The organism is Bradyrhizobium sp. STM 3843, assembly GCF_000239815.1.
Lineage (GTDB): Bacteria > Pseudomonadota > Alphaproteobacteria > Rhizobiales > Xanthobacteraceae > Bradyrhizobium.
Genome location: NZ_CAFK01000299.1, coordinates 227201 through 251247, shown reverse-complemented (window position 1 = coordinate 251247; position 24047 = coordinate 227201). Strand labels below are relative to the sequence as shown.

23 protein-coding genes and 3 pseudogenes are annotated in these 24047 nt (G+C 61.6%); 18 read left to right on the top strand and 8 right to left on the bottom strand.

Translation table 11 applies throughout. The features are described 5' to 3' along the window. The first annotated feature begins 125 nt into the window (after positions 1-125). The 3 genes from BRAS3843_RS31515 to BRAS3843_RS31505 all read left to right on the top strand — a co-directional run bounded on the left by BRAS3843_RS31515 (position 126) and on the right by BRAS3843_RS31505 (position 3073). Entirely contained in the window at positions 126-644 is a 519-nt protein-coding gene (locus BRAS3843_RS31515; protein ID WP_008973250.1) for a heme-binding protein, read from the top strand. Positions 645-1301: 657 nt separating this feature from the next. Beyond that, complete coding sequence (locus BRAS3843_RS31510) at positions 1302-1799, top strand: cupin domain-containing protein (protein WP_008973247.1); 498 nt, start codon at positions 1302-1304, stop codon at positions 1797-1799. A gap of 731 nt (positions 1800-2530) precedes the next feature. Beyond that, positions 2531-3073, top strand: coding sequence for a cupin domain-containing protein (locus tag BRAS3843_RS31505; RefSeq protein WP_201768879.1), 543 nt, complete (start codon positions 2531-2533; stop codon positions 3071-3073). Positions 3074-3171: 98 nt separating this feature from the next. Here the strand turns inward: BRAS3843_RS31505 and BRAS3843_RS42615 are convergent. Then, positions 3172-3411: pseudogene (locus BRAS3843_RS42615) on the bottom strand (hypothetical protein); the annotation flags it as partial. A 188-nt stretch (positions 3412-3599) separates the two neighbouring features. Here BRAS3843_RS42615 and BRAS3843_RS31495 point away from each other — a divergent pair. Continuing rightward, on the top strand, positions 3600-4661 hold the full coding sequence (locus tag BRAS3843_RS31495) for a nitronate monooxygenase (RefSeq protein ID WP_008973244.1): 1062 nt from the start codon (positions 3600-3602) through the stop codon (positions 4659-4661). A gap of 51 nt (positions 4662-4712) precedes the next feature. Here BRAS3843_RS31495 and BRAS3843_RS41745 read toward each other — a convergent pair whose 3' ends face one another. Continuing rightward, positions 4713-4874, bottom strand: coding sequence for a hypothetical protein (locus BRAS3843_RS41745; protein WP_175361167.1), 162 nt, complete (start codon positions 4872-4874; stop codon positions 4713-4715). A gap of 146 nt (positions 4875-5020) precedes the next feature. Here BRAS3843_RS41745 and BRAS3843_RS31490 point away from each other — a divergent pair, with 146 nt between their 5' ends. Further along, positions 5021-5494 carry a phage minor head protein gene (locus tag BRAS3843_RS31490; RefSeq protein ID WP_050886555.1) on the top strand — a complete coding sequence of 158 codons (474 nt, stop codon included), beginning with the start codon at positions 5021-5023 and terminating at the stop codon, positions 5492-5494. 332 nt (positions 5495-5826) lie between these two features. On the opposite strand, the pseudogene BRAS3843_RS31485 reads toward BRAS3843_RS31490, so the two are convergent. The 3 genes and pseudogenes from BRAS3843_RS31485 to BRAS3843_RS31475 form a co-directional block, all read right to left on the bottom strand. Continuing rightward, positions 5827-6075 (bottom strand): annotated as a pseudogene (locus BRAS3843_RS31485) (cyclic pyranopterin monophosphate synthase MoaC); the annotation flags it as partial. Continuing rightward, positions 6076-6897 carry an indole-3-glycerol phosphate synthase TrpC gene (gene trpC / locus BRAS3843_RS31480; RefSeq protein ID WP_008973239.1) on the bottom strand — a complete coding sequence of 274 codons (822 nt, stop codon included), beginning with the start codon at positions 6895-6897 and terminating at the stop codon, positions 6076-6078. It abuts the pseudogene before it with no gap. Between the two features lie 254 nt (positions 6898-7151). Further along, the gene (locus BRAS3843_RS31475) at positions 7152-7529 is read right to left on the bottom strand and encodes a hypothetical protein (protein WP_035983383.1); all 378 of its coding nucleotides are present in this window, start codon (positions 7527-7529) and stop codon (positions 7152-7154) included. Positions 7530-7581: 52 nt separating this feature from the next. Here BRAS3843_RS31475 and BRAS3843_RS41845 point away from each other — a divergent pair, with 52 nt between their 5' ends. Both BRAS3843_RS41845 and BRAS3843_RS31465 read left to right on the top strand, forming a co-directional pair. Further along, on the top strand, positions 7582-7899 hold the full coding sequence (locus BRAS3843_RS41845) for a DUF2213 domain-containing protein (RefSeq protein WP_008973238.1): 318 nt from the start codon (positions 7582-7584) through the stop codon (positions 7897-7899). Positions 7900-9722: 1823 nt separating this feature from the next. Further along, complete coding sequence (locus BRAS3843_RS31465) at positions 9723-10706, top strand: transporter (RefSeq protein ID WP_035983382.1); 984 nt, start codon at positions 9723-9725, stop codon at positions 10704-10706. A gap of 92 nt (positions 10707-10798) precedes the next feature. Here the strand turns inward: BRAS3843_RS31465 and BRAS3843_RS31460 are convergent, their stop codons facing one another. After that, positions 10799-11707 carry a LysR family transcriptional regulator gene (locus tag BRAS3843_RS31460; protein WP_008973234.1) on the bottom strand — a complete coding sequence of 303 codons (909 nt, stop codon included), beginning with the start codon at positions 11705-11707 and terminating at the stop codon, positions 10799-10801. A gap of 144 nt (positions 11708-11851) precedes the next feature. On the opposite strand from BRAS3843_RS31460, the gene BRAS3843_RS31455 reads away from it, so the two are divergent. The 11 genes and pseudogenes from BRAS3843_RS31455 to BRAS3843_RS31405 all read left to right on the top strand — a co-directional run bounded on the left by BRAS3843_RS31455 (position 11852) and on the right by BRAS3843_RS31405 (position 22392). Then, positions 11852-13009, top strand: a complete 1158-nt coding sequence (locus BRAS3843_RS31455) for a prolyl oligopeptidase family serine peptidase (protein WP_008973233.1) — start codon at positions 11852-11854, stop codon at positions 13007-13009. A 23-nt stretch (positions 13010-13032) separates the two neighbouring features. Further along, on the top strand, positions 13033-13986 hold the full coding sequence (locus BRAS3843_RS31450; protein ID WP_008973232.1) for a VOC family protein: 954 nt from the start codon (positions 13033-13035) through the stop codon (positions 13984-13986). Continuing rightward, positions 13970-14335 carry a Rieske 2Fe-2S domain-containing protein gene (locus BRAS3843_RS31445; protein WP_008973231.1) on the top strand — a complete coding sequence of 122 codons (366 nt, stop codon included), beginning with the start codon at positions 13970-13972 and terminating at the stop codon, positions 14333-14335. The genes BRAS3843_RS31450 and BRAS3843_RS31445 overlap by 17 nt, the downstream gene beginning before the upstream one ends. 37 nt (positions 14336-14372) lie before the next feature. Continuing rightward, the gene (locus BRAS3843_RS31440) at positions 14373-15503 is read left to right on the top strand and encodes an FAD-dependent oxidoreductase (protein WP_008973230.1); all 1131 of its coding nucleotides are present in this window, start codon (positions 14373-14375) and stop codon (positions 15501-15503) included. A 49-nt stretch (positions 15504-15552) separates the two neighbouring features. Then, positions 15553-16710, top strand: coding sequence for an MFS transporter (locus BRAS3843_RS31435; protein WP_008973229.1), 1158 nt, complete (start codon positions 15553-15555; stop codon positions 16708-16710). A 16-nt stretch (positions 16711-16726) separates the two neighbouring features. Further along, the gene (locus tag BRAS3843_RS31430; RefSeq protein ID WP_008973228.1) at positions 16727-17302 is read left to right on the top strand and encodes a cupin domain-containing protein; all 576 of its coding nucleotides are present in this window, start codon (positions 16727-16729) and stop codon (positions 17300-17302) included. Beyond that, a complete protein-coding gene (locus tag BRAS3843_RS31425) occupies positions 17302-18303 on the top strand; it encodes a fumarylacetoacetate hydrolase family protein (RefSeq protein WP_008973227.1) in 1002 nt (333 codons plus the stop codon). Before BRAS3843_RS31430 ends, BRAS3843_RS31425 begins: the two co-directional genes overlap by 1 nt. A 3-nt stretch (positions 18304-18306) precedes the next feature. After that, positions 18307-19233, top strand: a complete 927-nt coding sequence (locus BRAS3843_RS31420) for an NAD-dependent epimerase/dehydratase family protein (RefSeq protein ID WP_008973226.1) — start codon at positions 18307-18309, stop codon at positions 19231-19233. Between the two features lie 337 nt (positions 19234-19570). Beyond that, complete coding sequence (locus BRAS3843_RS31415; protein ID WP_035983380.1) at positions 19571-19915, top strand: immunity 53 family protein; 345 nt, start codon at positions 19571-19573, stop codon at positions 19913-19915. Between the two features lie 184 nt (positions 19916-20099). Further along, a pseudogene (locus BRAS3843_RS31410) lies at positions 20100-21480 on the top strand (IS1182 family transposase). Between the two features lie 363 nt (positions 21481-21843). Beyond that, complete coding sequence (locus BRAS3843_RS31405) at positions 21844-22392, top strand: MOSC domain-containing protein (RefSeq protein WP_035983379.1); 549 nt, start codon at positions 21844-21846, stop codon at positions 22390-22392. A 104-nt stretch (positions 22393-22496) separates the two neighbouring features. Here BRAS3843_RS31405 and BRAS3843_RS31400 read toward each other — a convergent pair whose 3' ends face one another. Both BRAS3843_RS31400 and BRAS3843_RS31395 read right to left on the bottom strand, forming a co-directional pair. Next, a complete protein-coding gene (locus BRAS3843_RS31400) occupies positions 22497-22910 on the bottom strand; it encodes a GNAT family N-acetyltransferase (RefSeq protein WP_201768878.1) in 414 nt (137 codons plus the stop codon). Between the two features lie 58 nt (positions 22911-22968). Then, a complete protein-coding gene (locus tag BRAS3843_RS31395; RefSeq protein ID WP_008973220.1) occupies positions 22969-23916 on the bottom strand; it encodes a LysR substrate-binding domain-containing protein in 948 nt (315 codons plus the stop codon). Between the last annotated feature and the right edge of the window lie 131 nt (positions 23917-24047).

Genomic DNA, 24047 nt, shown 5'->3' with positions numbered 1-24047 from the left:
ATGCGGAACAACCGCCGCTAACACGTGATCAATCATCCAGGATCGGGTCATGAGCGACGCGCGGGCTTTGCATCCTGCGTTTTCGACTCGTGCCCGGACCTCGCCATAAAGAAAGACAAGCAACAATGAAGATTTTCGCTCTCTCGGCCGCGCTGTCGGCTGCCTCGATCGGACTTTTCTCGCCGGTATCGGCTCAGGTGAACACGAGCGGCTATTACGTTCCGTTGAAGCTGGCTGAGAAGGCGGCGGAAACCGCCGTGAAGACGTGCGCCGAGCGCGGATATTCCGTGAACGCATTCGTGGTCGACACGTCGGGCCTGGTGATTGTCCAGCTTCGGGGCGACCACGCGACCGTGCACACGAAAGATTCCGCATTCCGCAAGGCCTACACGGTTGTGACGATGGGACCGATCTTCGGCCTGGAAAAGACCAGCGAGTTCGTTCAACTCGTCGCGAAATATCCCAATGGGACCGGAGCCCAGCTCGCGAGCGCCCCGAACGTCGTCGCGCTTCCCGGAGCTGTCGCGATCAAGCGGGGATCCGAGATCGTCGCGGGTCTGGGGGTCGGCGGATCGCCAGGCGGAGACAAGGACGAGGAGTGCGCGGCCGCCGGCGTTGCAGCTATTTCGTCCGATGTGAGGTAGACCGACTATCAGATAGACCCAACGGGGAGAGCTGCCAATGGCACATTGTGGCAGCTCACCCCCTCTATCCTCCGAATGAGCGGAATGGTTTATTCGCAGCGCCGAAAGTCGATATCGATACTAATGCGGCCTCAGAAGCTAGGCGCGCAGGAACAGTTAGTGGCCGAGCAAGATAGGCGAAGCATTGAAGAAAGTCTGACAACGCCTCCTAGAAAAATGGACGTGGTGGCCGCTCGGGCGGCGACAACTGAGGAACAATTGGTTCGGATGCGGGCATCGAGCTCACGGCCGGTATCTTAAAAACCTGGTCCGCGATAGTCGTTCGCTCGTGCTGTTGAAGATGCTCCAGCACGACGCGAGTGATCAATTTCCAGAAAACGCCCATTTATCTGTGGCGGCATTTCCGCCGGAAGTTCACGCCATCTCGACGAAGCTACTACTGCAGAATAGCGAGGGATATCTCAGGATCGGAGCTGTCGTGACGCCTGTTTCCAAGATGCGGAATTCGCAGGCGTTACTTGTCAAGTCCGCTAACTGAAAGGTGTGGTCGCCCTTCTATTACGAACGTAGCGCAATTCGCAGACTAGGTCATAAAGGGGACTCGCTCCACATCTACTAGCAACTCGCCAGGCATATTTTCTGCCCAGGAATTTCTACATGATCGAGCGAATTGAAAGGCAGCGGGCCGTGACGATGAAGCAAACCAACTTGGTTCAGACAGGATCCTCAATTACGACTGTTGAGGCAGGGTGGTACGTTCCGGAGCCCGGTGTGAAATTCAAGGTTCTCGTTTCCACCGAACAAGCAGCTGGATCGTATTGTTGTCTTGAGACCATTGCGCAGAGCGGCACGGGCTCGCCTATTCATATCCATCACAACGAGGATGAACATTTCCTGATCCTTGAGGGGACAGCACATCTCCTGTTGGACGAGGATAAGATCGACGTGCCCGCAGGGCAGACAATTACCTTACCTCGCGGCGTTGCCCATGCATGGAGCAACAAGTCGGATGTGCCGCTGCGCATGATTGCGCTTTTCAGCCCGGGAGGGTTTGATCAGCTGTGTGTCGCGATGGCCGAGGGTACGATCGACGCGTCCGATATGTCCAACCTCCGCACACGGTTTGGTCTCGAATTGCTGGGGCCAAAGCTCTGAGATGTTGTCGAGCCGGCTTGGTCGCGATCGGCGCAACGATCAAGCGAGCCGGTATAGCGAACGCCGCGGTTTGGTGCCCGCTGTCGCGTCGTTTCGTAGGCTTTCGCTATCGATTTCAGGGCGGCCGGTCTCCGCCTAGTGCGGCCAAGATACGGGTGGCCGAGCGCGCTACGTCTGAAATCGCATGAAGGCGGGCCGGATGCCCGACGATATAAGTTGAATTCAGAACCCGCAGAGCGGCACGGTCGGCGCTGCGCAATCGTGTTCTTTGTCGTGGCGGCGGCTCCGTTGATGGCCGTTGTCGGCCTCTGCGTCCACTCTGCCTCGGCGACGATGCGCCGCCTCCGGCTCCAGGTGCCGAGCGTCGTCCATTGGACGTCCTTGAAGCGACACGGCCGATCTTAAGAGAATTTGCCAGCTTGCCTATGCCGTATTCACCTACGTCGAAGACGTTTTCCGGTAGTGACTGTTCTCGGGGCTACCGTAAGACACGACCATCTGCCGCCACCGCCCGCGCCTCTGGGGCTAGCGAAGTTGCGCTGCGCTAAAACCGCAACATCGCCAAATGGCGCACTGGAGACGTATACGACCAAAACAAATCCGGCCAGCCGCGCTTACCCGCGCAACATTGCGTTTCATATACTACCGTTGTCATTGAAGTGTTAGTGTCATGAAATCGAAGAGTAATGCAGCTGGATCAGTAAAGCTGCGTCGTCGAACGGCGCCGCTTGGTGGACTACGTCATCGTGCGACACAGCTCGATCCGTGAGATCAATCGAAAGGACCTTCCGATGAAACGCAGATTGCAATCGACTATCCTTATTGGGCTGATCACGCTGTCGCTCGGTACGGCCGCTACAGCAGAAGATTCGCATTCGCACAGCGGGCACACAATGCTGGTGTCGTCCGAGCTCAATTGGATCGACGTTCCGTCGTTGCCGCCCGGGGCAAAGCTCGCTGTCATCGAAGGACTATTGAACCAGGCGAAGCCCTTTACAATGCGCCTGAAGTTTCCGGCAAATTACAAGGTCCCTGCACATTCTCACGCCGTCGTCGAGCGCTGCACGGTGCTGTCAGGGACTTTCAACATGGGCGTCGGCGACAAGCTCGACAAGACACAAAGCCGCCCTTTGCCTGCGGGTGGTATTGCGATCATGCCAGCCGGAACGAACCACTTCGCTTGGACATCGGAAGAAACCATCGTCCAGCTCAGCGGAATTGGGCCATGGGACATCACTTACGTGAACCCGGCTGACGATCCGCGGAAGAACTAGGTTGTGGACTAAAATCGCATCCCGGGACGGGTTGCGGCGAATAGAGCAGCGGCGAGGAAAGTCGCGGACGGCTTCATCGTAGCGTATTGCAACGCGGGAAAGTGCTTCAACTTGTTGAAGAAGCGCTCGATCAGATTCCGATGCCGATAGAGAGCAGGATCGACCGAGTGCTGGACTTTGCGATGGCGGCTGGTCGCGATGGGAGCTCGACCGCCGCGGCTTGCAGCCAAGCCGACGGGAGCATAGGCGTCGTCATAGCCACGATCGGCAACGAGATCGCGACCCTGTAAGAGTGCCTCAATGAGCGGCTTCGCGGCAGGTTGAGCAAACCTGGCGTCGGCGCGCTTAGCGTGGAGATCACGTCATGAAGAGCACTGCCACGAGGAAGGCGAACTCGCCGGTAGTCGCCTTCGCGGCAGTGTGTTCAGTATACTTCGTGGCGATGGGAAGCATCGAGAAGCGTCCGGAATGAAGCTAGGTCTCGACGAGCCTGACATGCCTGCGGGCCTGAAGTGGGGAGCGTGTCGTGTGGTCTAAGAACACCTTTACCGAGCGGTTGAATCTAACCTGGCCTATCCTTCAAGCCCCGATGGGGTGGCTAAGCAGTCCGGCGCTGGCTGCGGCCGTAAGCAACGAAGGAGCGTTGGGCAGCCTCGGAATGTTTGGGTATTCGGCGGAGGATGCTGAACGTCGAATTGCCGGCTTTCGTCAGCAAAGCGGCGGCAGCCTCAACGTCAATTACCCGCTCTGGCCGCGTTCAGCGCCCCGGTCTGAGACGGTTGAAAGAATGCGAAAGCGTTTAGAGCCGCATTATGCCGCGAAAGAGCTTGGGCCGGTTCCATATCCGACGAATTCGGCGGGCGAAGTTACCGCCGAGCATTTGGATATGCTTCTCCGCGTCAAGCCGGAGATGGTGAGTTTCCATTTTGGAGTGCCGGAGCCAGACATTGTTCAAGCAATAAAAGACGCCGGCATCTTCATCATTTCCAGTGCGACGACAGTTGCGGAGGCCCTAGCGCTTGAGCGGGCCGGGGTCGATGCGATTATTGCGCAGGGACTTGAGGCTGGAGGCCATCGCGGTACCTTCAGCGGTGTCGACCTGAGTTTGCAACCAACGTTGGTGGCCTTGTTGCCTCAAGCTGTTGACGCGGTGAGTGTCCCTGTCATTGCCGCCGGTGGCATCGCCGACGGTAGACAGATGGCTGCGGCTTTCGTGATGGGCGCAAGCGCTGTTCAACTTGGAACCGCGTTCTTGCATTGTGAAGAAGCAAATGTGCTTGACGCCCATCGGCGAGCGCTACTCGAATCGAATGATGCCTGCACATTAGTCACTGACATGCTAACGGGACGTCCAGCGCGCTACATTAGGAATCGCCTAACGGACGATTTGATCGCGGCGAAAATCGAACCGGTCTCGTTTCCAGCGCAGCTTAGTCTGATTGCTCCCCTCGAAAAAGCCGGGGATCCAGAGTTTTCTGTTCTTCTTGCGGGGCAGTCTGCTTCTATGGGACGAAATTCATCAGCTTCGACGCTAGTCAAATCCCTAGTTGAGGAAACGGAGCGATCTCTCAGGAGACTCTTGAGCTAGTCATCTGGAACGTAAGTCGTCACATAACATTATAGCTCGAATCACGGCGGCTCAGGCGCACGACGGCTTGCCTATGCCGATTCTATGGAAGCGCTGCGGCGTCACCGGCATGATCCGGCGCATCGCGGCAAAATGGTTCTGACCTGCGCCGCGGAAGGTGGTCGCGAGGAAAACCGACAAGGTCTTGCGGGGCGTGCAGCCCAATGCCGGCATCGAGGCGGCTTACCGCAGGAAGATGCAGGCCTTGATCACGGAAATGGACAAGTCCGTCGCCAATTGGCTCCGCGCGGCATATCGGGCGAATGCGCCGGTCATGGCGCAGGATCCCACACCGGCCGATGATGCGATCCGGAAAGCTGGTGAAGCGCTGGCAAAGGAATTTTGACGAGGCCGCGCCGGCACTGGCGGAGTATTTCGGCCGGTCCGTTGCGGATCGGTCGAGCCGCGCGCTGAAAGCTGTCCTGAAAATGGCGGGCTTCACCGTCAAATTCAAGCGGTCGGTGCAGACCGGCCTGGACTTCGGACAATTGACGCAGGACCTGCAAGAGCAGTTCGGCGACACGCGCCGGCGAGCCGCATTCATGGCCCGCGACCAGAACAACAAGGCGACCGCGTCGATGACGCGCGCGCCAGGACAAACTCGGATCACTCAAGTGATTTGGGTGCATTCCGGCGTTGGCAAGCATCCCCGCTCCACACCCGTCGCCATGAACGGCAAGAAATACGACGTGAACAAAGGCATGTGGGATGAGCCGGTGAAGCGCTGGGTCTATCCCGGCGAGGAAACCAACTGCCGGTGCAGCAGCAGGCCGGTCATCTTTGGATTCTCATAAGGAAACAGCCGTGCCCGATCCGACCGCAACCATAGTGCTGCTCGCGACGCCAGGAATCACCCCGCCGTCAAGGATTTGCATGATCGGCTCGACATGCAGACCCAGGCGGGAGTTAAGATCGAAAAGCTCGAGGCGGCCAATTCGTGACACCTGAGGACATGCAAAGGCAGATCGAGGGCCTTGCCGAACATGTCGCGCACGCGATTGCGCCGAATATCCCCACGCCGACCATCCCGCCGGTGGTCAAGATCGCGGATCCTTCAGTCGAGGACCGCTTCACGAAGATCGAAAGCAAGCTTCGATTCTTCTGACCACGAAGGGAGCGTCGACGTGACGGGCGATCGGCCGGTGACCTTGACGATGGGACGGACGACGCAGCCGGGGAGCTTTTTCGCTGGCGCGATGTCGAGCGTCACCTTGGACAGCGCCAGCGGATGGCACAGCGGAATCGGTTCATGGGTGCGTTTGGCGGCCGTGATGCCGGCGATGCGCGCGATGCCGAGCACGTCGCCGTTTTTTGTGTTGCCCGACAGGATCAGCTCGAGTGTCGTCTTGCTTATGACGACGCAGCCTTCGGCGATTCAGCGCGCGCCCGTAGCGCTTGCGGCCCGATCTCGATGAAGCAGCGCCCTCGTCGCGGCCGCCACGTCGGTCTGCCGCATCAGGCTCTCGCCGACCAGGAAGGTGGACATGCCGACGCGCGCCAGCCGCGCCAGATCGGCCGGGGTAAAGATGCCGCTTTCGCCGACCATCAGGCGGTCGTTCGGGATCAGCGGCGCCAGCGCCTCGCTGGTCGTAAGCGTGGTCTCGAACGTGCGCAAGTTGCGGTTATTGACGCCGATCATCGGCGAGCGGAGTTTCAGCGCGCGGTCGAGCTCAGTGCGGTCGTGGATTTCGATCAGCACGTCCATGCCGTAGTCAAGGCTCGCGTCCTCGATGTCTTTGGCCATAGCATCATCGAGCATCGCCATGATGATCAGGATGCAATCGGCACCATGTGCGCGCGCCTCAGCCAGCTGATAGCTGTCAACGATAAAGTCCTTGCGCAGCACGGGAAGGGTCGTCGCCGTCCGCGCCGCCACCATGAAATCGAGATGGCCCTGAAAGGAGGGGGTATCCGTCAGCACCGAGAGGCACGCGGCGCCGCCGGCCTGATAGGCCTTGGCAAGCGCGGGCGGATCGAAATCGGCACGGATCAGCCCCTTCGAAGGCGAGGCCTTCTTCACCTCGGCGATCAATGCATATTCGCCGTAAGCGAGCTTGTCGCGGATCGCCCGGACAAAGCCGCGCGGCGCGGGGGCGGCCTTCGCCCGTTCCTCGACGCTAACAAGAGGATGTGCCCGCTTGGCGGCCGCGATCTCCTCGCGCTTGTAAGCTTCGATCCGCTTCAAAATATCGGGCATGGCGCGCCTTTCAGGTTCAGCTGTTGGAGACCGCGACCAGATGCTTCAGCCGCGCCGTCACTGTCATAGGTGTCCCCTGGCACATCGGTATCGTGGATGTCGACGACGCTACCAAATTTTCCAATGCTGGGCATCTCGCGCTCCGAATCATTTGTCGTTTGCCACTGCTACGTTGGCGAGCAAGTTAACCATGGTCCTTGTGGCCGCGCCCCGCCGATCCCGGCATTATTTGGCTGCAGATGACACAGGCCGAGTTACGGATGTGACCGGCGCTCAGCGAACGCGCTAATGGGAGCAGTTTGCGTGACCTGGGCATTCGTTAGAAACCGTCCCTTCGTCGACCACATCGCGTTGAAACTTGCAGTTGCTGCCACGCTCACGCTTGCTTCGCGGGCGCTACCTTCGCGCAGGCGCCGACCGATGATGTCAAGATCGACGTGAGCCGCGCCGATCTGCAGGTGATCGGCCAGGACATCATGAAATCGCCCTATGAGACGGCCGCGCCGCTGCTGATCGAACTGCAAAACCAGTTGCAGGGCGCAGACACCGAAAGCCGAGGTGCCAGCGCAGGCTCCGAAGTCGGAAGACAAGCCGGCAGCTGCCGCGAAGAAGTAGAGCCCCGCATATGCCATCCGTCTCCGAGCGCCAACACCGCGCGGAGGCGCGGCATGGGCTTGCTTTCGATTGCGCGAGCGTCCGTACCTACGACCGGGACGGCCGCTTGCATGTCGAGAGATCACCAATATCAGCAAGGCCGCGGTCAATCTGTACATCGGCCGCGAGATTCCCGATTACAAGGCGCTCGGGCTCGATCCGGACAAGGTCTATCGCCTTCTCCGCGATCCGGAGGAACTCGCCAAGGCCGCGCCGACGTTCAACAACATCCCGTTGCTGTCGCGGCATGTGCCTGTCACGGCCGACGATCACGAGCCGGATCTGGTGATCGGCTCGACGGGGACCGATGCGGCTTTCAACGCTCCGCACTTGGCAACAGCCTGGTGATCTGGGCGCGTGACGCCATCGACGACGTCGAGAGCGAGATCGAGGAGATTGTGTGTGCCCCCGCTGTGCCCCGGCTTTTCGGGGCACACATAAGGGGAATGGAACGCTCAAGTAATTGATATTTAGGAATTAATGGTGGGCGCACAAGGGATCGAACCTTGGACCTCTCCCGTGTGAAGGTATGGCACGTGCGCTGGATAAGACGCCGAGATCGCCAGGCTGAGCGAATGTCGGCATCGGTCGTTGTGAGTCCGGGATTGAACCTATCGAGCGCCATATTGGGTGGCGCGGTGCGCGGACGGCGGCCTGACACGGGCTATCAGCGGGCCACCGGCGCCGACTTAGGCTGCCCGCCTATAGGAAAACCGGGCTTCCGAAATAGTGGGTCTAGCGATGTAGCGGACCCCCGACTCGAACCCCCGATGCCTCGGGAGCTGGTTGCCACATGTTGGGGGCGCAGGCAGCGCAGTACTGCTGCAGCATTGTGTTCCGCCGAGCTGACCGTCTCCGACCTAGCGGGGGCGATTAGGCAGTGCCAGCTCGCACAAGCCGGAAAAGCTATTGCGGTTGAATAGCACTTCGAGCTGCCTTTTGTCCTGATGCGCGTTGACAGTGTTCAACCGCGGAAACCTTCCAAGCTGACGGAGGCCTCTGAAAAATTCGCTGCGACGCACGCCAGTCCTCCTCGATCGCGAAAAATTCCATGCCGCAGCTGATATCCAAATGCGCTCGAACAGCCGTCGCTGTACTCCAGTGTACGCGGGAGCGCTCGGGCGTCCGCATTGACGTTAATTGCCGCACAGCAAACTCTCGTCCCGCCGAGCTTTGTGAAGTAGGAGAGGACATGGGATACAGTCGAAAAGGGGGAGACAGAAGCGAAGGGCTGCCGACTGCTCCATCCAATCCGTCATCTGGAGAACCAAAGTCGATTCCGTTCGTTCAACGGCTCACCTGCACGATTAACGAAGCGAGCGAGTCACCGGCTTGGGACGCACGAAGCTTTACGAGTTAATTGGGACAGGGCAACTCATTACGACAACGGTAGGACGTCGGCGGTTAGTGCTCGTGAGATCGCTCCAAGCACTGCTCGATGTGAACCCCTCGGAGCCTGGAGGTATGAAAAAGATTTGGTAACACTTCGCGGCTTGGGAGACTTGGCCGCGGTTGTCCGTCTTTTTCCGTTCCAATTCGCCAAGTGGCTGGGGGTAACTCTGTGGAACCGCCAGCCTGCAAATCACCCAACCGTTGAAGATAAAGAAAGATTTTGCCCTGAATCGCGGACACTCTCTCCGCCATCTAACCGCGACGTGCCATATCCATGTAAAGCAGGGCCGCCGAGAGCCACCGGATTCGGACGGTGGAGACCCACGGTGGAGAACCGCCGGGATCATCGGAAAGCATCTCAATTTGCCGTCGTCGACCACGGGGGAAAGCGAAATCCGTCACCTGCCCCGAAAAGACCAACGCCAGGCCGATTGGATGGCGCGGCGTCCCTGTGCGGGGTTCGCTCGGCGAACTCGCTGGCGAGCTGCGTCTTGGCGACTATCTCATGCCCCTGACGACAGTTGCGGTCATTCCGGCGGTTTTAAGTAACGGCTGACGATGAACCGCAGCGGCACGATCGAGGCGAAGAAGCGCAACATCGAACGCGCTCGATAAGCAGACATATCAACCCGGTAAATATCTCAGATCAAAACGATCAATTTTACGAATGTTCCGGGATCGCTCATCAATGACGCGATCGGTCGGGCGCCGGCGCGTCGCCATGGGTCGGTCGGGGCAAGCTCGTTTCAGAGAAAAACGCGCCGCCAAGGGGGGGATTTATGACGAGAGGACTGATGCGGTCCGCTTCCATCATGTTGATGCTGGCCGGAATGATCCAGGGCGCGTCGGCCGCCGAGAACGCCGCCACGAACTATCCAGCGGGCTCCCCCGGCGTGTTCATTGCGTCTTTCCCACCGATCCCCGGCCTGTTTGCGATCAGCCAGACCAGCTATACCAGCGCCAACGGCCTTTATGACGGCCAGGGCAACAAGCTGCCGATCAACTTCAAGCTCTCCGCCGTGTCGGAGACCATGCGGTTTCTCGCAAGTTATCCCGGCGATTTCTTCGGCGCACACATCTATTCCCAGCTTGTCCTGCCGTATGTTCATCTCGAAAGCTCCAATCCCGGCGGATCGTTCCAGGCCAACGGCTTTGCCAACCTGACCTTTTCGCCGATCATCCTGAGCTGGGCGTTGTCGCCCGTTCAGACCTTCACGGTCGGCCTCGATCTCCTGCCGAACACCGGCACCTATTCGGCACGGCAGCCGCTGAACGTCGGTACGAACTACACGACCATCTCGCCGGTCCTCGCCTATCGCTATGCTGATCCGAAGGGATTGGAGTTCGCCGTCTCGCCGCGTCTGCTGCTGAACGGCACCAATACGGACTCGGTCAACGCCTTCACGCAGCTGACCCAGCAGTACCGCAGCGGCGATGCACTGGTCGTCGACTTCAATGCGGGCTACAATATCGGTGCCTGGAAGCTCGGCGTCGTCGGCGGCTACACGCATCAATATCAGGACGACAAGATTAACGGCGTCAAGGCGTTCAATCTTGCCGGCGTGCAAGACGGCAACCGGCTGCGCTCACTCAATGTAGGTCCTTCGCTGACCTACAATGCGGGGCCCGTTCAGATCAACGTGAACTACCAGCATACGTTCTATGTCGAGAACGGCAGCCGTGGCGATACGGTTTGGGCCAATCTGGCCTTCCCGATCTGGGTGCCCGCGCCACCGCCCGGAGGCGGACCAGGCAGGCGCTGACTTTTCGTAGCCCGATCCATTGTTGGTGAAGAAAAACGGCCGGCGGTTCTTGCGCCGGCCGTTCGTCGTGCTCTGCTGCAGATGGACTGCGATCATGGCAGCTCGGCCGCGACCTCACGCATCAGGTTGCGCAGCCACAACAGGCCTGCATCGTTGGAGCGATAGCGGTGCCACTGCACGCGCTGGCGGAAAACAGGCAGTGCGATCGGCAGCTCGATGATCCGGATGGGGAGACTGCGTTGCGCCGCGATGGCGAGCCGCCGGTGCACGGTGGCAATCCGGTTCGTCCCGGTGACGAGATGCGGGATGGCGGTGAACGCGTAGACCGACACATCCTCGCTGCGACTGGTATTGCGCTGCTCCAGATAGTGGGTTTCGAGCGATTGCGCTGTGATCGCCGGCCGCATCACGACGTGGGATGCCTTGGCGAAGTCCTGACGTGAGAGCTTGCCTTTGCCATACTTTCCGTTGCGCCACGCGATCACGCAGAATTCGTCCTCGAAAATCAGTTCGGACGGATGCAGCTTCGAGCTGAACTCCTCCGGGATAATGAGCAGATCGACGTCGCCGCGCTCGAGAGCCCGCTCCGGGCGCTGCACCTGCTGGAGGAAATCGAATCGGATTCGGGGCGCAAGCGCTTCGGTGCGGGCGAGCAGCCGCGGGATCAGCGTCACCAGCGTGTAGTCCGATGCCAGGATCTTGAAGCAGCGATCCGATCGAGCGGGATCGAATTCGGCGGACGAGGCGATCGCCCAGTCGACGCGCACCAGAAGGTCCCTGATCGAGTCCTTCAGCACTTCCGCCCGCGGCGTCAGCTCCATCTTGCGGCCGATCTTCACCAGCAGCTCGTCATCGAAGTAGGTTCGCAGTCGCAGCAAGGCATTGCTCATCGCCGACTGCGTCATGTTCATCCGCGCGGCAGCGCCGCTGACGCTGCGCAGGTGCAGCAAATGGTCGAGCGCGACCAGCAGATTGAGGTCGAACTTGTTGTTGAAGCGCATCGCCAGCCCGCTCGATGTATTGAGAAGATCAATGCGAATGATCTTGATAATCAATTTTTCGAAATGGTCAAATGAGGCTATTCCAGACCCCGGGATGAAACGTCGAAGGGATGTGTGGCCTGTCCACCCATCGCGAGTGCATTCATGTTCAAGTATTTTCCGACCAACTACGTCTGGAATCTCTCGGTCGATCTCGCGATCGAAATGGGCGCCCGGATCGGCGAGATCGAGGAGATGTGCGCACCGCTGCAGGAGGCTGCACGGCAGCCCGATGCCAGCGGCACCCAGGCGTTTCGCGAGACCTGGGCGCGGATGGCGGACAAGCTCTGTGCGCTCGCTGCCGAGGACGAGGCGAAGGGACGGCTGCTCTCGGCCGGCGAGAAATACGGCCGTGCGGCGAGCTATCGGATTACCTGCGAGCGGCTGCAGGCCCACGACGCGCCGGGGCGGCTGGCGCTGTACCGCAAGTGTCTCGAGGTCTTCGCCAAGGGAATCGCGCTGGGGCGCGAGAACTGTGAGCGGGTCGAGATCCCTTATGAAGGCACCCACATCGCCGGTCTTATGGTTCGTGCGGAAGGCCGCGACGGACCGGCGCCGCTGCTGGTGCAGGTCAACGGCCTGGATTCGACCAAGGAGATGAAATACCGCGTCGGCCTGCCCGCGTGGCTCGCCAAACGGGGGGTGTCATCGCTCGTGATCGATCAGCCGGGGTCGGGCGAGGCGCTGCGCCTGCAGGAGCTTCCTGCACGCTATGATAGCGAGCACTGGGCCTCCCGTGTCGTCGACTGGTTAGAGACCCGCAGCGATGTCGATCCGAAGCGCATCGGTCTCGAGGGTGTTTCACTCGGCGGCTATTACTGCCCGCGCGCCGTCGCCTTCGAGCCGCGCTTCGCCTGCGGCGTCGCCTGGGGCGCCAATCACGATTGGCGCGACGTGCAGAAGAGGCGTCTGCAGAAGGAAGGCGATTTCCCGGTCCCGCATTATTGGGCGCATGTGCGCTGGGTGTGGGGGGCCAAGGATCAGGACGACTTCATGCGGATTGCCGAGCAGGTTCATCTCGACGGCATTCTCGACCGCATCAGGGTCCCGTTCCTGGTGACGCATGGCGAGAAGGACTCGCAAATCCCGCTGCATTGGGCGGAGCGGACCTATGAGCAGCTGATCAATTCACCCAAGCGCGAGCTGAAGATCTTCACCGAGCGTGAGGGCGGTGCCCAGCATGCGAGCTTCGACAACAGCATCAATGCCGGCCACTACATCGCGGACTGGGTCGCAGAGACGTTGAACGGACATGTCGCCTGAGGCGGCAGGCGGAGAGGAGAGCCATGAAAATTGTCGGACTCGAGAGCCTGATATTCGGCGTTGACGACGTGAGAGGCGCGGCGCGCTTCCTGGTCGATTACGGGCTGACGCCCGTCGACGTCTCCGATCGCCGCGGCCGCTTCGAGGCGATCGACGGAACCGCCGTGGTGATCGCGCGGCAGGACGATCCGGCGCTGCCGCCGGGGCCGGTGCCGGGCTGCCGTCTGCGCAAGACGGTCATGGGCGTCGCCGACGACGCGACGCTGGGCGCGATCGCCGCTGAGCTGCGGCGCGATCGCGAGGTCCGGCGGCTGCCGGATGGCTCGATCGAATCGATCGACGATTCCGGCTTCGTGATCGGCTTTCAACTCGCGGCCCGGCGCCCGTTCGTGCTGGCTGGCGAGATCTCGAATGCGCCGGGCGGCGTGGTGTTCCGGCCGATCAACAGCCTCGGCGTGCCGCCGCCGGGCAGCGTCATCCGTCCACGCTCGCTGTCGCATGTGGTCTATTTCGTGCCCGACGTGGTCAAGGCGGAAGCCTTCTACGTCAACCGCCTCGGCTTCCGTTGCACCGATCGCTTCACCGGCACAGGGCCGTTCCTGCAGCCCGGCGGTTCGCTGGACCATCACACCCATTTCCTGATCGGCGCGCCGCCGCACATGCATGGCGTCGAGCACTTCACGTTCCACTTCGGCGGCCCGTCGGAAATGATCACCAACGGCTATCGCTTCGTCGAGAAGGGCTATCAGGCGTTCTGGGGCCCTGGCCGTCATATCCTCGGCTCGAACTGGTTCTGGTACTTCAACAGTCCGTTCGGCTGTCACATCGAGATGGATGCCGACATGGATCAGCATGATGCAAGCTGGCAGCCGCGCGAGGCGACGGTCTCGGCTGACAACTCGCAGACCTTCCTGCTGAAGATGCGCAAGAAGTGGTATCCCGGCCCCGGAATTCCCGAGAATGGCGACTACGCGTGAGGCCGTGCCGGCCAGCTGGGTTCATCTGTGCCGCGCCGACGAGATCGGCGAGGCGCAGTCGCGCGGCTTCGATGCTGACGCTGAGGGCCAGGACAGCCTGTTCGTGGTGCGGTGGCAGGGGCGGCTGCATGGTTGGCGCAATGCCTGTCCGCACATCGGCGGCGCGCCGATGGCCTGGCGCAGGGATGCGTATCTCAACGCTGAGGGCACGCGGATCGTCTGTCATGCGCACGGCGCCGAGTTCATGCCCGATACCGGGCTGTGCGTGCAGGGGCCCTGCCGCGGTGAGCGGCTGAGCCGTATCGAGCTCGTCGTCGATACCGACGGCGAGCTGTTCGTGAAGTCATAACACGCCTGCAAGGCGGACTGCAGAGGGAGGAGGCACCATGGCGGTGGTGAGCAGGGTGCTGACGATCGGCGGTGGGTTTTCCGGCATGGCCGCGTCGATCCAGATGCGCAAGGCAGGCATCGACGTCGATCTCGTCGAGATCGATCCCAACTGGCGGCCCGAGGGCGCCGGCATCACGGTGAGCGGGCCGACCTTGCGCGCGCTTGAAACGATCGGCGTGTTCGCGGAATTCGCGCGGCGCGGCTACACCTCGGATGGTGTCGACCTGTTCACGCCGTCTGGCCACAGGATCGGCGAGATCCCGACACCCAGGGCCGCAGGATCGGAGGTGCCCGGCGGAGGTGGAATCATGCGGCCCGAGCTCGGACGCATCCTCGCCGATGCGACACGCGCTGCCGGCGTTGCCGCGCGGGTCGGGTGCACCTCCACGCAGATCACGCAGCACGACAGCGATGTCGAGGTCAGCTTCACCGACGGCACGACCGGCCGCTACGATCTGGTCGTGGTCGCCGACGGCGTGCATTCGAAGACCCGGGCGCTGCTGTTCCCCGAGATCAAGCCGCCGCAATATATCGGACAGGTGGTCTGGCGCGCCGTGTTGCCGCGGCCGGCCGACATCGTGCGTCCGCGGATGTGGCTGGGCGGTGCGGTCAAGGCCGGCGTCAATCCGGTGTCGCCGAGCCACATGTACATGTTCATCACCGAAGCACGGCCGGAGAGGCTGCAGGCCGAGCGTGCGTCATGGCCGCAACTGGTGGCCGACATGCTGGCGCCGTTCAGCGATCCCGTGCTGGTGGCGCTGCGTGCGCATCTGTTCGGCGCCGATGCTGCGATCGATTATCGGCCGCTCGCCAACCTGCTGGTGCCGGCGCCGTGGAATCGGGGCCGCGTCATCCTGATCGGCGACACTGTGGCGGCGACAACGCCGCATCTCGCCTCCGGTGCGGGCATCGGCATCGAGAGCGGCATCGTCCTGGCCGAAGAGCTGGCACGTGCGGCGACCTTGCAGGAGGCGTTCGACCGCTTCCATGCGCGGCGCTGGGATCGCTGCCGCATGGTGATCGAGAACTCCGCGCTGCTCTGCCGCATCGAAATGGAGAATGGCGACAAGGCTGAGCACGCCAGGATCATGCGCGAGTCGATCATCGGACTGACGCAGCCGATCTAAGCAGGCAACAAACAGCAACAACATGCATCGAGGGGAGGAAGCAATGACGGTGACGACGGAAACATGGCGCGGCCGCATTGCCCTGATGGTCGCGCATTGCGCCGGGATGGTTGATCTCGTCGCGCTGCCGGTCTGGGTGGGCGCGCTGATCGAGCGCTACAGGTTCAGCCCGCAGCAGGCCGGAATGCTGGCCACGTTGTTCCTGCTGGGAGCCGTCCTCAGTAGCCTGTTCTTTGCCCCCCGCTTCAATCGTTTGAACGCCCGTCTGGCGGCGGCTGCCGGATTCGCCTTGGCCGCGCTGACGTTCCTCGCCGCCAGCCGGACGTCCGAGTTTGCGATGCTTGCGATGCTGCACGCGCTTGCAGGGGCAACGGCGGCCTGCGGGTTGAGCTTCACCCACGGTACCATCGCACGCAGCCTCAACCCGCACCGGCTTTTCGCTATCGTGGGGATGGCGCTCGGGGTGTTTGCGATTCTCTTCCTTGGTGTAACGCCCAACCTTGTGGCGGGCTTTGGCGGGACCGCGCTGTTCGTCGTGTTCTCCGGCGTAATGGCGGTCGCGGCGCTGGCGGCGGCGTTATCTTTTCCGAAGCCTGTGATGCGTAGCGACGACGATCTCATCGCCGAGGTCAGCCATCTTCCCCGCACTGTCTGGTTCGGCATTGCCGGCATCAGCTGCATGGCGCTGACGCAGGCGATGCTGTTCAGCTTCATCGAGCGGATCGGGAGTGACCGCGGCTTCGGCGCGGAGATGGTGACGGGCGTGCTGATCGCGCTCGGCTTCGTCAATCTGCTGCCGGCGCCGCTCGCCGCCGTTCTGGAGACACGGCTGCCGGCGCGACACGTGCTGCTGGCGGGCCCGGTCTGCCAGGCGCTGATCGCCGTGACAATCACCTTCGGCTCCGGCTTCGTCACCTATGCCGTCCCGACCGCGATCTTTGCCGCGGTGATGATCTTCACCCACACCTTTGCCTTCGGGTTGCTGTCGCGGCTCGACCCCACCGCGCGCGCTCTCGCCGGCACGCCGGCAATGCTGATGATCGGGGCCGCGATTGGCCCCATTCTCGGTGGCACCTTGGTGCAGCTGTTCGGCTATCCCGCGCTCGGGCTCGGCGCCGTCCTCATCTCATCCGTCGCCGTCGTGACGTTCTCCCGCGTATTTGTCGCACGCGGCGCGGCATCCACCGCCTCTCTCGAAATCGCCTGACCAGGAGACCTCCCGTATGACCCTTCCGCAGATCCGCCGCGTCGTCACCGGACACGACGCGCAGGGCGCCGCCGTGATCGCCTCCGACGGCGCCTTGCCGACCGTCACCGAGCTGGCGGCGATCCCCGGCACCTTCTTCCACGAGGTTTGGAGCACGCAGGCGACCCCTGCGCTCATTGACAACAGTCCTGATCCGACAATCGGGCCGCTGCGGCTGCCACCGCCGACCAACGGCAGCCGCATCCGTTTCGTCGATATTCCGCCGGATACCGAGGATTTCCTCCGCAACGGTGCCGACCGCATGCACGCCGCCTTCAGCCAAATCGGCGATCCGCATGCCTCGACGGTGACGACGGCATCGCCGCATCCGCTTATGCACCGGACCGAGACCATCGATTACGGCGTCGTCATCTCCGGCGAGATCACGCTGGTGCTCGACAAGGGCACCGCGGATCTCAAGGCCGGTGACGTCGTGATCCAGCGCGGCACCAACCACGCCTGGGCCAATCGCAGTGCCAAGCCGTGCCGGATGCTGTTCATCCTGGTCGATGGTAAGTTCGGTCCCGAAGCCAACCCGACCAGGGGCAGTTGATGAAGTTTGCGGCCTATCAGAACGGCAGCCCCGATGGCCGCCTCGTGATCGTTTCCAAGGACCAGGCGCGCGCGGTCGATGCGAGCGCGATCGCGCCTGATCTCCTGACGGCGCTGCGGAATTGGCAGCAGGCCGAGCCGGCGCTGCGGCGGCTCGCTGAAAGTCTTGAGGACGGCTCGGCTAGCCATGTCGTCGCGTTCGATCCCGCGCGATGTCTCGCACCGCTGCCGCGCGCGCCGCAATGGTTGGACGGCTCGGCTTTCCTCAATCACGGACGGCTGATGGACGTCGCCTTCAACAAGCCGCCGATCCCCGATTTCGACGCCATCCCGGTCATGTACCAGGGGGCCAGCGACGATTTCCTCGGGCCGCAGGCCGAGGTCCCGTTCGTGACGGAGGCTGACGGCATCGACTTCGAGGGCGAGTTCGGCGTGATCGTTGACGACGTGCCAATGGCCGTCTCCGCCGAGGACGCCGCGCGGCGGATCCGGCTGCTGGTCCAGATCAACGATTGGAGCCTGCGCGCGGTCGGCGCGCGCGAGGTGCGCACCGGCTTCGGCTTTCTGCAGGCGAAGCCCTCGACGAGTTTCGCGCCGATCGCGGTTACGCCGGATGAAGTCGGCGACGCCTGGCGCGACGGCCAGCTCGACATGGCCCTGCATGTCCAGCGCAACGGCGAGCGGATGGGCGCGGCGTCGGGGCGCGAGATGGCGTTCTCGTTTCCGCAGCTGATCGCCCACGCCGCGCGGACCCGCCGGTTGACGGCTGGCACAATCATCGGTTCGGGCACGGTCTCGAACGCCGATCGCGCCGCTGGATCGAGCTGTCTCGCCGAGGTCAGGGCGATCGAGATGATCGAGCATGGCGAGGCACGGACATCGTTCCTGCGCTTCGGTGACGAGGTGACGATGCAGGCCTGCTTCGCCGATGGCCGGCCGGGTCCGTTCGGACGCATCGACCAGCGCGTGGTTCGCGCAGCCGATGCCGGTCGGCCGGACTGAACGATGCGCATCCTGATCACGGGTGCTGCGGGTTTCATCGGCAGTGCGCTGCTGGGCCGGTTGCTGACCGACATCGGGAGCGCGGACATCACCGGACTGGATCTCGCCCCAGCACCGGCCTGGGCCTCCGGCGAACGTCTATCCTGGATCAGAGGCGGCCTCGACGATCGCGCTGTCCTGGAGTGCGTCGGCGCCTCATCGTTCGATCTGGTGTTTCATCTCGCCAGCGTTCCCGGCGGTCGCGCCGAGGCCGAGCCGGTGCTCGGCCGCCGCGTCAACCTCGATGCGTCGCTGGATCTGTTCCAAGTGCTGGCGCAGAGTCGGCGACGGCCGCGCGTGGTCTATGCTAGCAGCATCGCCGTCTATGGCGCGCTCTCCGCGGCGCTGGTCAGCACGCAGACGGAGGCGCGCCCCGTGATCACCTATGGGGCGCACAAGCGGATGGTGGAGATTGCGCTTGCCGACCACACACGACGCGGAGATCTATCAGGGATTGCACTGCGGCTCCCGGGCATCGTCGCGCGGCCGAGACCTGTGAGCGGCTTCGGCTCGGCCTTCATGAGCGAGCTGCTGCACGCACTGTCCGCGGGCGAACGCTACGTCTGTCCGGTGTCGCCGGCCGCGACCGCCTGGTGGCTGTCCGCGAAGGCCGTCGTCGACAATCTCATCCGTGCCGGCAAGATCGAGGTCTGCGGTCATCTGCAGCTTCCGGCGCTTTGTCTCTCGATCGCCGACGTCGTGGCCGGCCTGGCGCGACTGTACGGTGCGGAGCGGTCAGCGGGCGTGATGTTCGATCCCGACGACCGCATCGAGGCAGCGTTCGGCCGTTATCCAATGCTGGATGTCAGTGCCGAGCTGGCGCTGGGCTTCGCCCATGATGGGACCCTGGCGGGGATGATCACGAATGCGCTTTGCGCCGCAAATCGGTGAGAGAGGCCTAAGCAGTTGGGGCGGGTTCGATCGAAAGCATGCGAAATCTGGGTTGCTCATTCGAGCTCTCCTGCCAGCTCAAAGGTGCATCGTCGACCCGAGGCCGCCTGGTGCAGTGTAGGTTGAAACGTGGGGCGTGCAGCTGTTGTTGGAGGTCGGTTGGGGCCGCTCCGGTCACAAGCGGTCTTTTAGTCCTCCGGCAGCTCACTTCCGGTCGTCCCCCGAGAGCGGACATCCTCGACACAGGCCGGAAGGTCCGGAATGGGCCCAACAGGCGACATGAAAGATTTTGTCAGATACCAAGGAGGCCGCGATTCGAGACGGCTCGGAGCAACAAATGGATCACTTGACTTGGCTCACACGCTGGTACGCCAGTCAATGCAATGGGAGTTGGGAGCATCAGAACGGCGTTAAGCTCGATACCTTAGACAATCCGGGATGGATCCTCACGATAAACCTTGAGGAAACGGATTTGGAAAATCGCCAATTCGAGCCTCAACGGAACGGCACGAAGTCGCAAGCCTACGACCCGACCAAAGTCACGTCGTGGTGGATTTGCCGTGTGGAGAAAAAGAAGTTCATAGCTGCCTGCGGCCCTTCCGACCTACCGGAGATTGTCTCCATTTTCCGCAACTGGGTGGATCAGGCGAACCGGGAAAAGAGTACAAGGGATGCCGACTAATCGGCTAAGGGTCAAAATGCGAAACACTCGACCTGAGCAATTCCGGTCCGCTGACCACTCCAGAGCAGACGTCAAAGTTGCGGCCTTCCACTTCGCTTGTGGGCCGATTTTGTTGCAGAACTCTTGAGCGGTGTGCCGAACCGTGATTCCGTCGTTCTGAGGGGGCCATCGACGGAGCAGTTCGATGATGGGGCGGCGCAAGAGTGAGCAGGGCCAACTGTTCTATGCGTTCGATCTCGAGGCCGTAGTGCCGGACGACCACCAAGTCCGACAGATTGCTGCCGTGCTGGATTTGTCCTGGGCTCGAACAGAACTCGCCCCGTACTACTCGCATACGGGGCGGCCTTCGGTCGATCCGGAACTGATGATGCGGATGCTGATCCTCGGGTACGTGTTCGCCATTCGCTCCGAGCGCGCGCTTTGCCGCGAGGTTCAGCTCAATCTCGCCTATCGTTGGTTCTGCGGCCTCGGGATCGAAGACAAGATCCCAGATCACTCGGCTTTCACGCGTGCCCGTAACGAGCCGCTTCCGTCAATACGACGTGTTTCACCGCCTGTTCGAACGTGTCGTCGTAGCCTGCATCCGAGCGGATCTTGTTGGCGGCAGTGGCTTCGCGGTCGATGCCAGCCTGATTGCAGCGGACGCCAAAAAGTGCCGATCGACGCCCGGGGACAAATGGGACCACGAGCTCGACCCGGCGACTGAAAATCGAGCCGTGCAGGACTATCTTGCAAGCCTCGACGATCCAGCATGGGGCGCTGCGACCGAGGTTGTGCCGAAGTTCGTGGCTCCTGCCGATCCGGCTGCGCAATGGACCGGCGCTCTGCGCAATGCTGCGTTCTTCGCGTACGCCGACAATTACCTCATTGATGTGAAGTTCGGTATCATCATGGATGTGGAGGCGTCCCGGGCGATTCGGCAGGCGGAAGTCGGCGCGTCACAGACCATGATTGAGCGCACCGAGGCGACCTTCGGAATCAAGCCGGATTGGCTCGTCGCCGATACAGCCTATGGCTCGGCGCCCAACCTGCACTTCCTGGTCGATGTGAAGGGCATCGCGCCGCATGTCCCAGTCATCGACAAGTCGAAGCGCGATGATGGCACGTTCAGCCGGGACGACTTCATCTACGACGACGACCACGATTGTTACGTCTGCCCCAATGGCAAGATCGTGCCAAGGTCAACCAGAAAGCGCAAAACGCGCGGTGACGACATGGTCTCGTACTTCTCGCGCGTCGCTGATTGCCGCTCTTGTCCGCTCAAGTCGAAGTGCTGTCCGAAAACACCGAGCCGCAAGATCACACGACATATTCACGAGGCAGCGCGCGACGTCGCCCGGGCCATTGCCAAGACCGCCGCCTATGAGCAGACGCGCCGCGACCGAAAGAAAGTGGAAATGCTCTTTGCCCATCTGAAGCGGATCCTTCGGATGGGCCGACTGAGACTAAGGAGGCCGGCAGGCGCCCAGTTCGAGTTCACGCTCGCGGCGATCGCCCAGAATCTGCGCCGCCTCGCCAAGTTGACAATTCATCCGCCGGATACATCCCGGTTGCGGGTTGCGTAGCGTCTCGTTGCTTTGTGTGTAAGGCGTTAGTGCCAATGCGTTGTCGCCGTCCCGGTCGGGAAGGCGGGCAGAGCATACGACCCCATTTTCAGAAATTAGCACCTACCGCAAGCCGCTATCTCACCGACTTTCGCAACAAAATCGGCCCGTTCCGGACCTTCCCTGCTGCGCAAAGGATGTCCGGTCTCAGGGGCAATTTGGACCAGCGTGCCGGCGGCTCAGACGGCCACGGCCAAGACCCTAATCGGACGTCGTCAGCCTGTACGGAAGTCCGCCCAAACGCTTGCGGTTTTCGCGTCAGAATGCGAGACGAGGTCACCATAACTGCTGGTTCGAGCAGCAAGCCGGAATAGCAAGCGTGCGATCTCTAGTGCTCCGGGTCGAGTTCTAGCCGTTAGCGCAGGTAAAGGGCACGGCTTCAGCAAATCTCTCCGCTCCCAGATCACGATTCTTGCAGGTCTCGGCGTTGAAGGAGATGCCCATATGGGAGAGACGGTGAAACATCGATCACGCGTTGCGGTCGATCCGTCACAGCCGAATCTCAGGCAGGTTCATCTGATCCACGCGGAGCTCTTCGACGAGCTTCGCAACAAGGGATTCAATGTTGGCCCCGGTGATTTAGGTCAGAACATCGTCACTCAGGGTCTCGATCTATTATCTTTGCCGCGCGGGGCGCTGCTCAGGCTTGGCGCCGAAGCGACCATCGAGGTGACAGGGCTACGCAATCCATGCAAGCAAATCGACGACTTCATGCCTGGACTTCTCAAGGCCGTCCTCGACAGGGATGGCGAGGGAAACTTAATCCGCAAAGCAGGCATGACTGTAGTGCGGTCAGGGGGAGCGATCAGGCCCAGTGATGTGATTATTATCGATCTCCCTGATGGGCCGTGGCACAAGCTCGACCGCGTGTAGAGGCGCAACGAGCACTCCCGTGCACGTTGGACAGATAGGACCAACGCTGTGCTTTCGGTGTCCTTGGGGGCCAAAAGGGGAGAAACAAGCGCAAGCCGATCGCCTTAACGATCCAGCTGCTTGCGCAGAAATATTCGCTGCTGGCCCGGAGGATAATCGTCGAGGACACCAAAAGCGGTGTAGCCGAGCTGTTCATAAAGCGCGCGTGCCTGAAAGCTGTACGTGTCCAGCCATGCACCACGACAGCCCCGCGCAATCGCCTCTTGCTCCGCCTGGAGCATCATCTTCCGACCGAGACCGGTACCGCGCAGGCTGTCAGGCACGAATAGAAGGTCGACATGCAGATGTGAGAAATTCGTTCCTCCCCAAAGCCCCCCAATAATTTCGTCGGTGTCATGATCTGAAAGGATAATCACTAAGGGGCGATAGCTTTCCGGCTGACTGGCCCGGGTGTTGTTGAATGCGATCAGCGGTTTGACGATTGCGTCCCTTACGCCAAGCTCGGGAGCATCGGTCATTGTATACTTAGGTCGCATCGTGATCTTCCCTAGCGGTTGCGTAATTAGCCATCGCGGCCTAGTCAGTGACCTCGCAGCTGTTCGACGCGTCCCGGCGTTCTGATCGCTCGCCCTGGTCGGCCAGCCAATTGCAGAACACCACACTGTGCGAGTTGTTGCTGTTCGCGGCCGGCATGTACGCAAAATAGGGTCTTGCTGGCAAACTAATTTCTGGAAATGGCGCGATCAGTCGGGTCGCCGCGAGGTCGTCGGAGACGAGGGCGGTCGGCCCCATTGCGATGCCCAGCCCATCGATCGCCGCCTGGATCGTCAGATAGAAATGATCGAACGTCAGCGCGCCGGCCGGCCGTAGGCCGGGCTCTCCGGCCGCCGCCAGCCAGTCTCGCCAAAGCCGCGGCATCGAAGTCACGTTCAGCAGCGTGTGACGCGACAGGTCCTGGACCTCGTCAAGAGGCAACTGCCGGAGCAGCGTAGGGCTGCACACTGGCAACCGTCGCTCGGAAACCACGAAGCGCGACGAGAAGCCGTGATAGGTATCGGGGCCGCCGCGGATCACCACGTCATAGGTCTCGGGCAGCGCGTCGATCGGATCGTTCGACGTTGTCAGACGAACCTCGATCTCGGGATGCTCGTCGCGAAATCTGCTCATGCGCGGCAGCAGCCAGCGCATGCTGAAGGTCGCAAGCGCATTGACGTGCAGTACAGCCTCGGTGGTGTCGCTTCGTTTGGCGCGATGCTGCTGCACAGCGTCTGCGATCCGGTCGAGCGCCGGACCGACCTCCGCAAGCAGCGCTGCACCTGCCGGCGTCAGCGCGACACGTCGCACCGATCGGCGAAACAAGGCGGGTGTGCCTAGCCATTGCTCCAGCAGGCGAATGTGCTGGCTGATGGCGCCATGGGTGACGTTCAGCTCGGCCGCAGCATTCTTGAAGCTGCCCAGCCGCGCAGCAGCCTCAAAGGCGCGGACCGCATTGAGCGGCGGCAGATGGCGATGCTGATGGTTCAATGGTTAGGTTTTCTATCCTGTTGCTTCAAGATTACTCGTTTGTCAGGGCCGACACCAGCGCTCATTGTGACAAAAGCCGGGATTCGACACGACTCTCGCGACAGGGCGAGGTCATTCTGCAGATTTTCTTA

Excerpts from the sequence above, each read along its gene's own strand:
- BRAS3843_RS31515 (WP_008973250.1), top strand. The coding sequence starts at position 126 with ATGAAGATTTTCGCTCTCTCGGCCGCGCTGTCGGCTGCCTCGATCGGA.
- BRAS3843_RS31510 (WP_008973247.1), top strand. The coding sequence starts at position 1,302 with ATGATCGAGCGAATTGAAAGGCAGCGGGCCGTGACGATGAAGCAAACC.
- BRAS3843_RS41745 (WP_175361167.1), bottom strand. The coding sequence starts at position 4,874 with ATGCCGGCATTGGGCTGCACGCCCCGCAAGACCTTGTCGGTTTTCCTC.
- trpC (WP_008973239.1), bottom strand. The coding sequence starts at position 6,897 with ATGCCCGATATTTTGAAGCGGATCGAAGCTTACAAGCGCGAGGAGATC.
- BRAS3843_RS31475 (WP_035983383.1), bottom strand. The coding sequence starts at position 7,529 with ATGGCATATGCGGGGCTCTACTTCTTCGCGGCAGCTGCCGGCTTGTCT.
- BRAS3843_RS31465 (WP_035983382.1), top strand. The coding sequence starts at position 9,723 with ATGACGAGAGGACTGATGCGGTCCGCTTCCATCATGTTGATGCTGGCC.
- BRAS3843_RS31460 (WP_008973234.1), bottom strand. The coding sequence starts at position 11,707 with ATGCGCTTCAACAACAAGTTCGACCTCAATCTGCTGGTCGCGCTCGAC.
- BRAS3843_RS31455 (WP_008973233.1), top strand. The coding sequence starts at position 11,852 with ATGTTCAAGTATTTTCCGACCAACTACGTCTGGAATCTCTCGGTCGAT.
- BRAS3843_RS31450 (WP_008973232.1), top strand. The coding sequence starts at position 13,033 with ATGAAAATTGTCGGACTCGAGAGCCTGATATTCGGCGTTGACGACGTG.
- BRAS3843_RS31445 (WP_008973231.1), top strand. The coding sequence starts at position 13,970 with ATGGCGACTACGCGTGAGGCCGTGCCGGCCAGCTGGGTTCATCTGTGC.
- BRAS3843_RS31440 (WP_008973230.1), top strand. The coding sequence starts at position 14,373 with ATGGCGGTGGTGAGCAGGGTGCTGACGATCGGCGGTGGGTTTTCCGGC.
- BRAS3843_RS31430 (WP_008973228.1), top strand. The coding sequence starts at position 16,727 with ATGACCCTTCCGCAGATCCGCCGCGTCGTCACCGGACACGACGCGCAG.
- BRAS3843_RS31425 (WP_008973227.1), top strand. The coding sequence starts at position 17,302 with ATGAAGTTTGCGGCCTATCAGAACGGCAGCCCCGATGGCCGCCTCGTG.
- BRAS3843_RS31420 (WP_008973226.1), top strand. The coding sequence starts at position 18,307 with ATGCGCATCCTGATCACGGGTGCTGCGGGTTTCATCGGCAGTGCGCTG.
- BRAS3843_RS31415 (WP_035983380.1), top strand. The coding sequence starts at position 19,571 with ATGGATCACTTGACTTGGCTCACACGCTGGTACGCCAGTCAATGCAAT.
- BRAS3843_RS31400 (WP_201768878.1), bottom strand. The coding sequence starts at position 22,910 with ATGACCGATGCTCCCGAGCTTGGCGTAAGGGACGCAATCGTCAAACCG.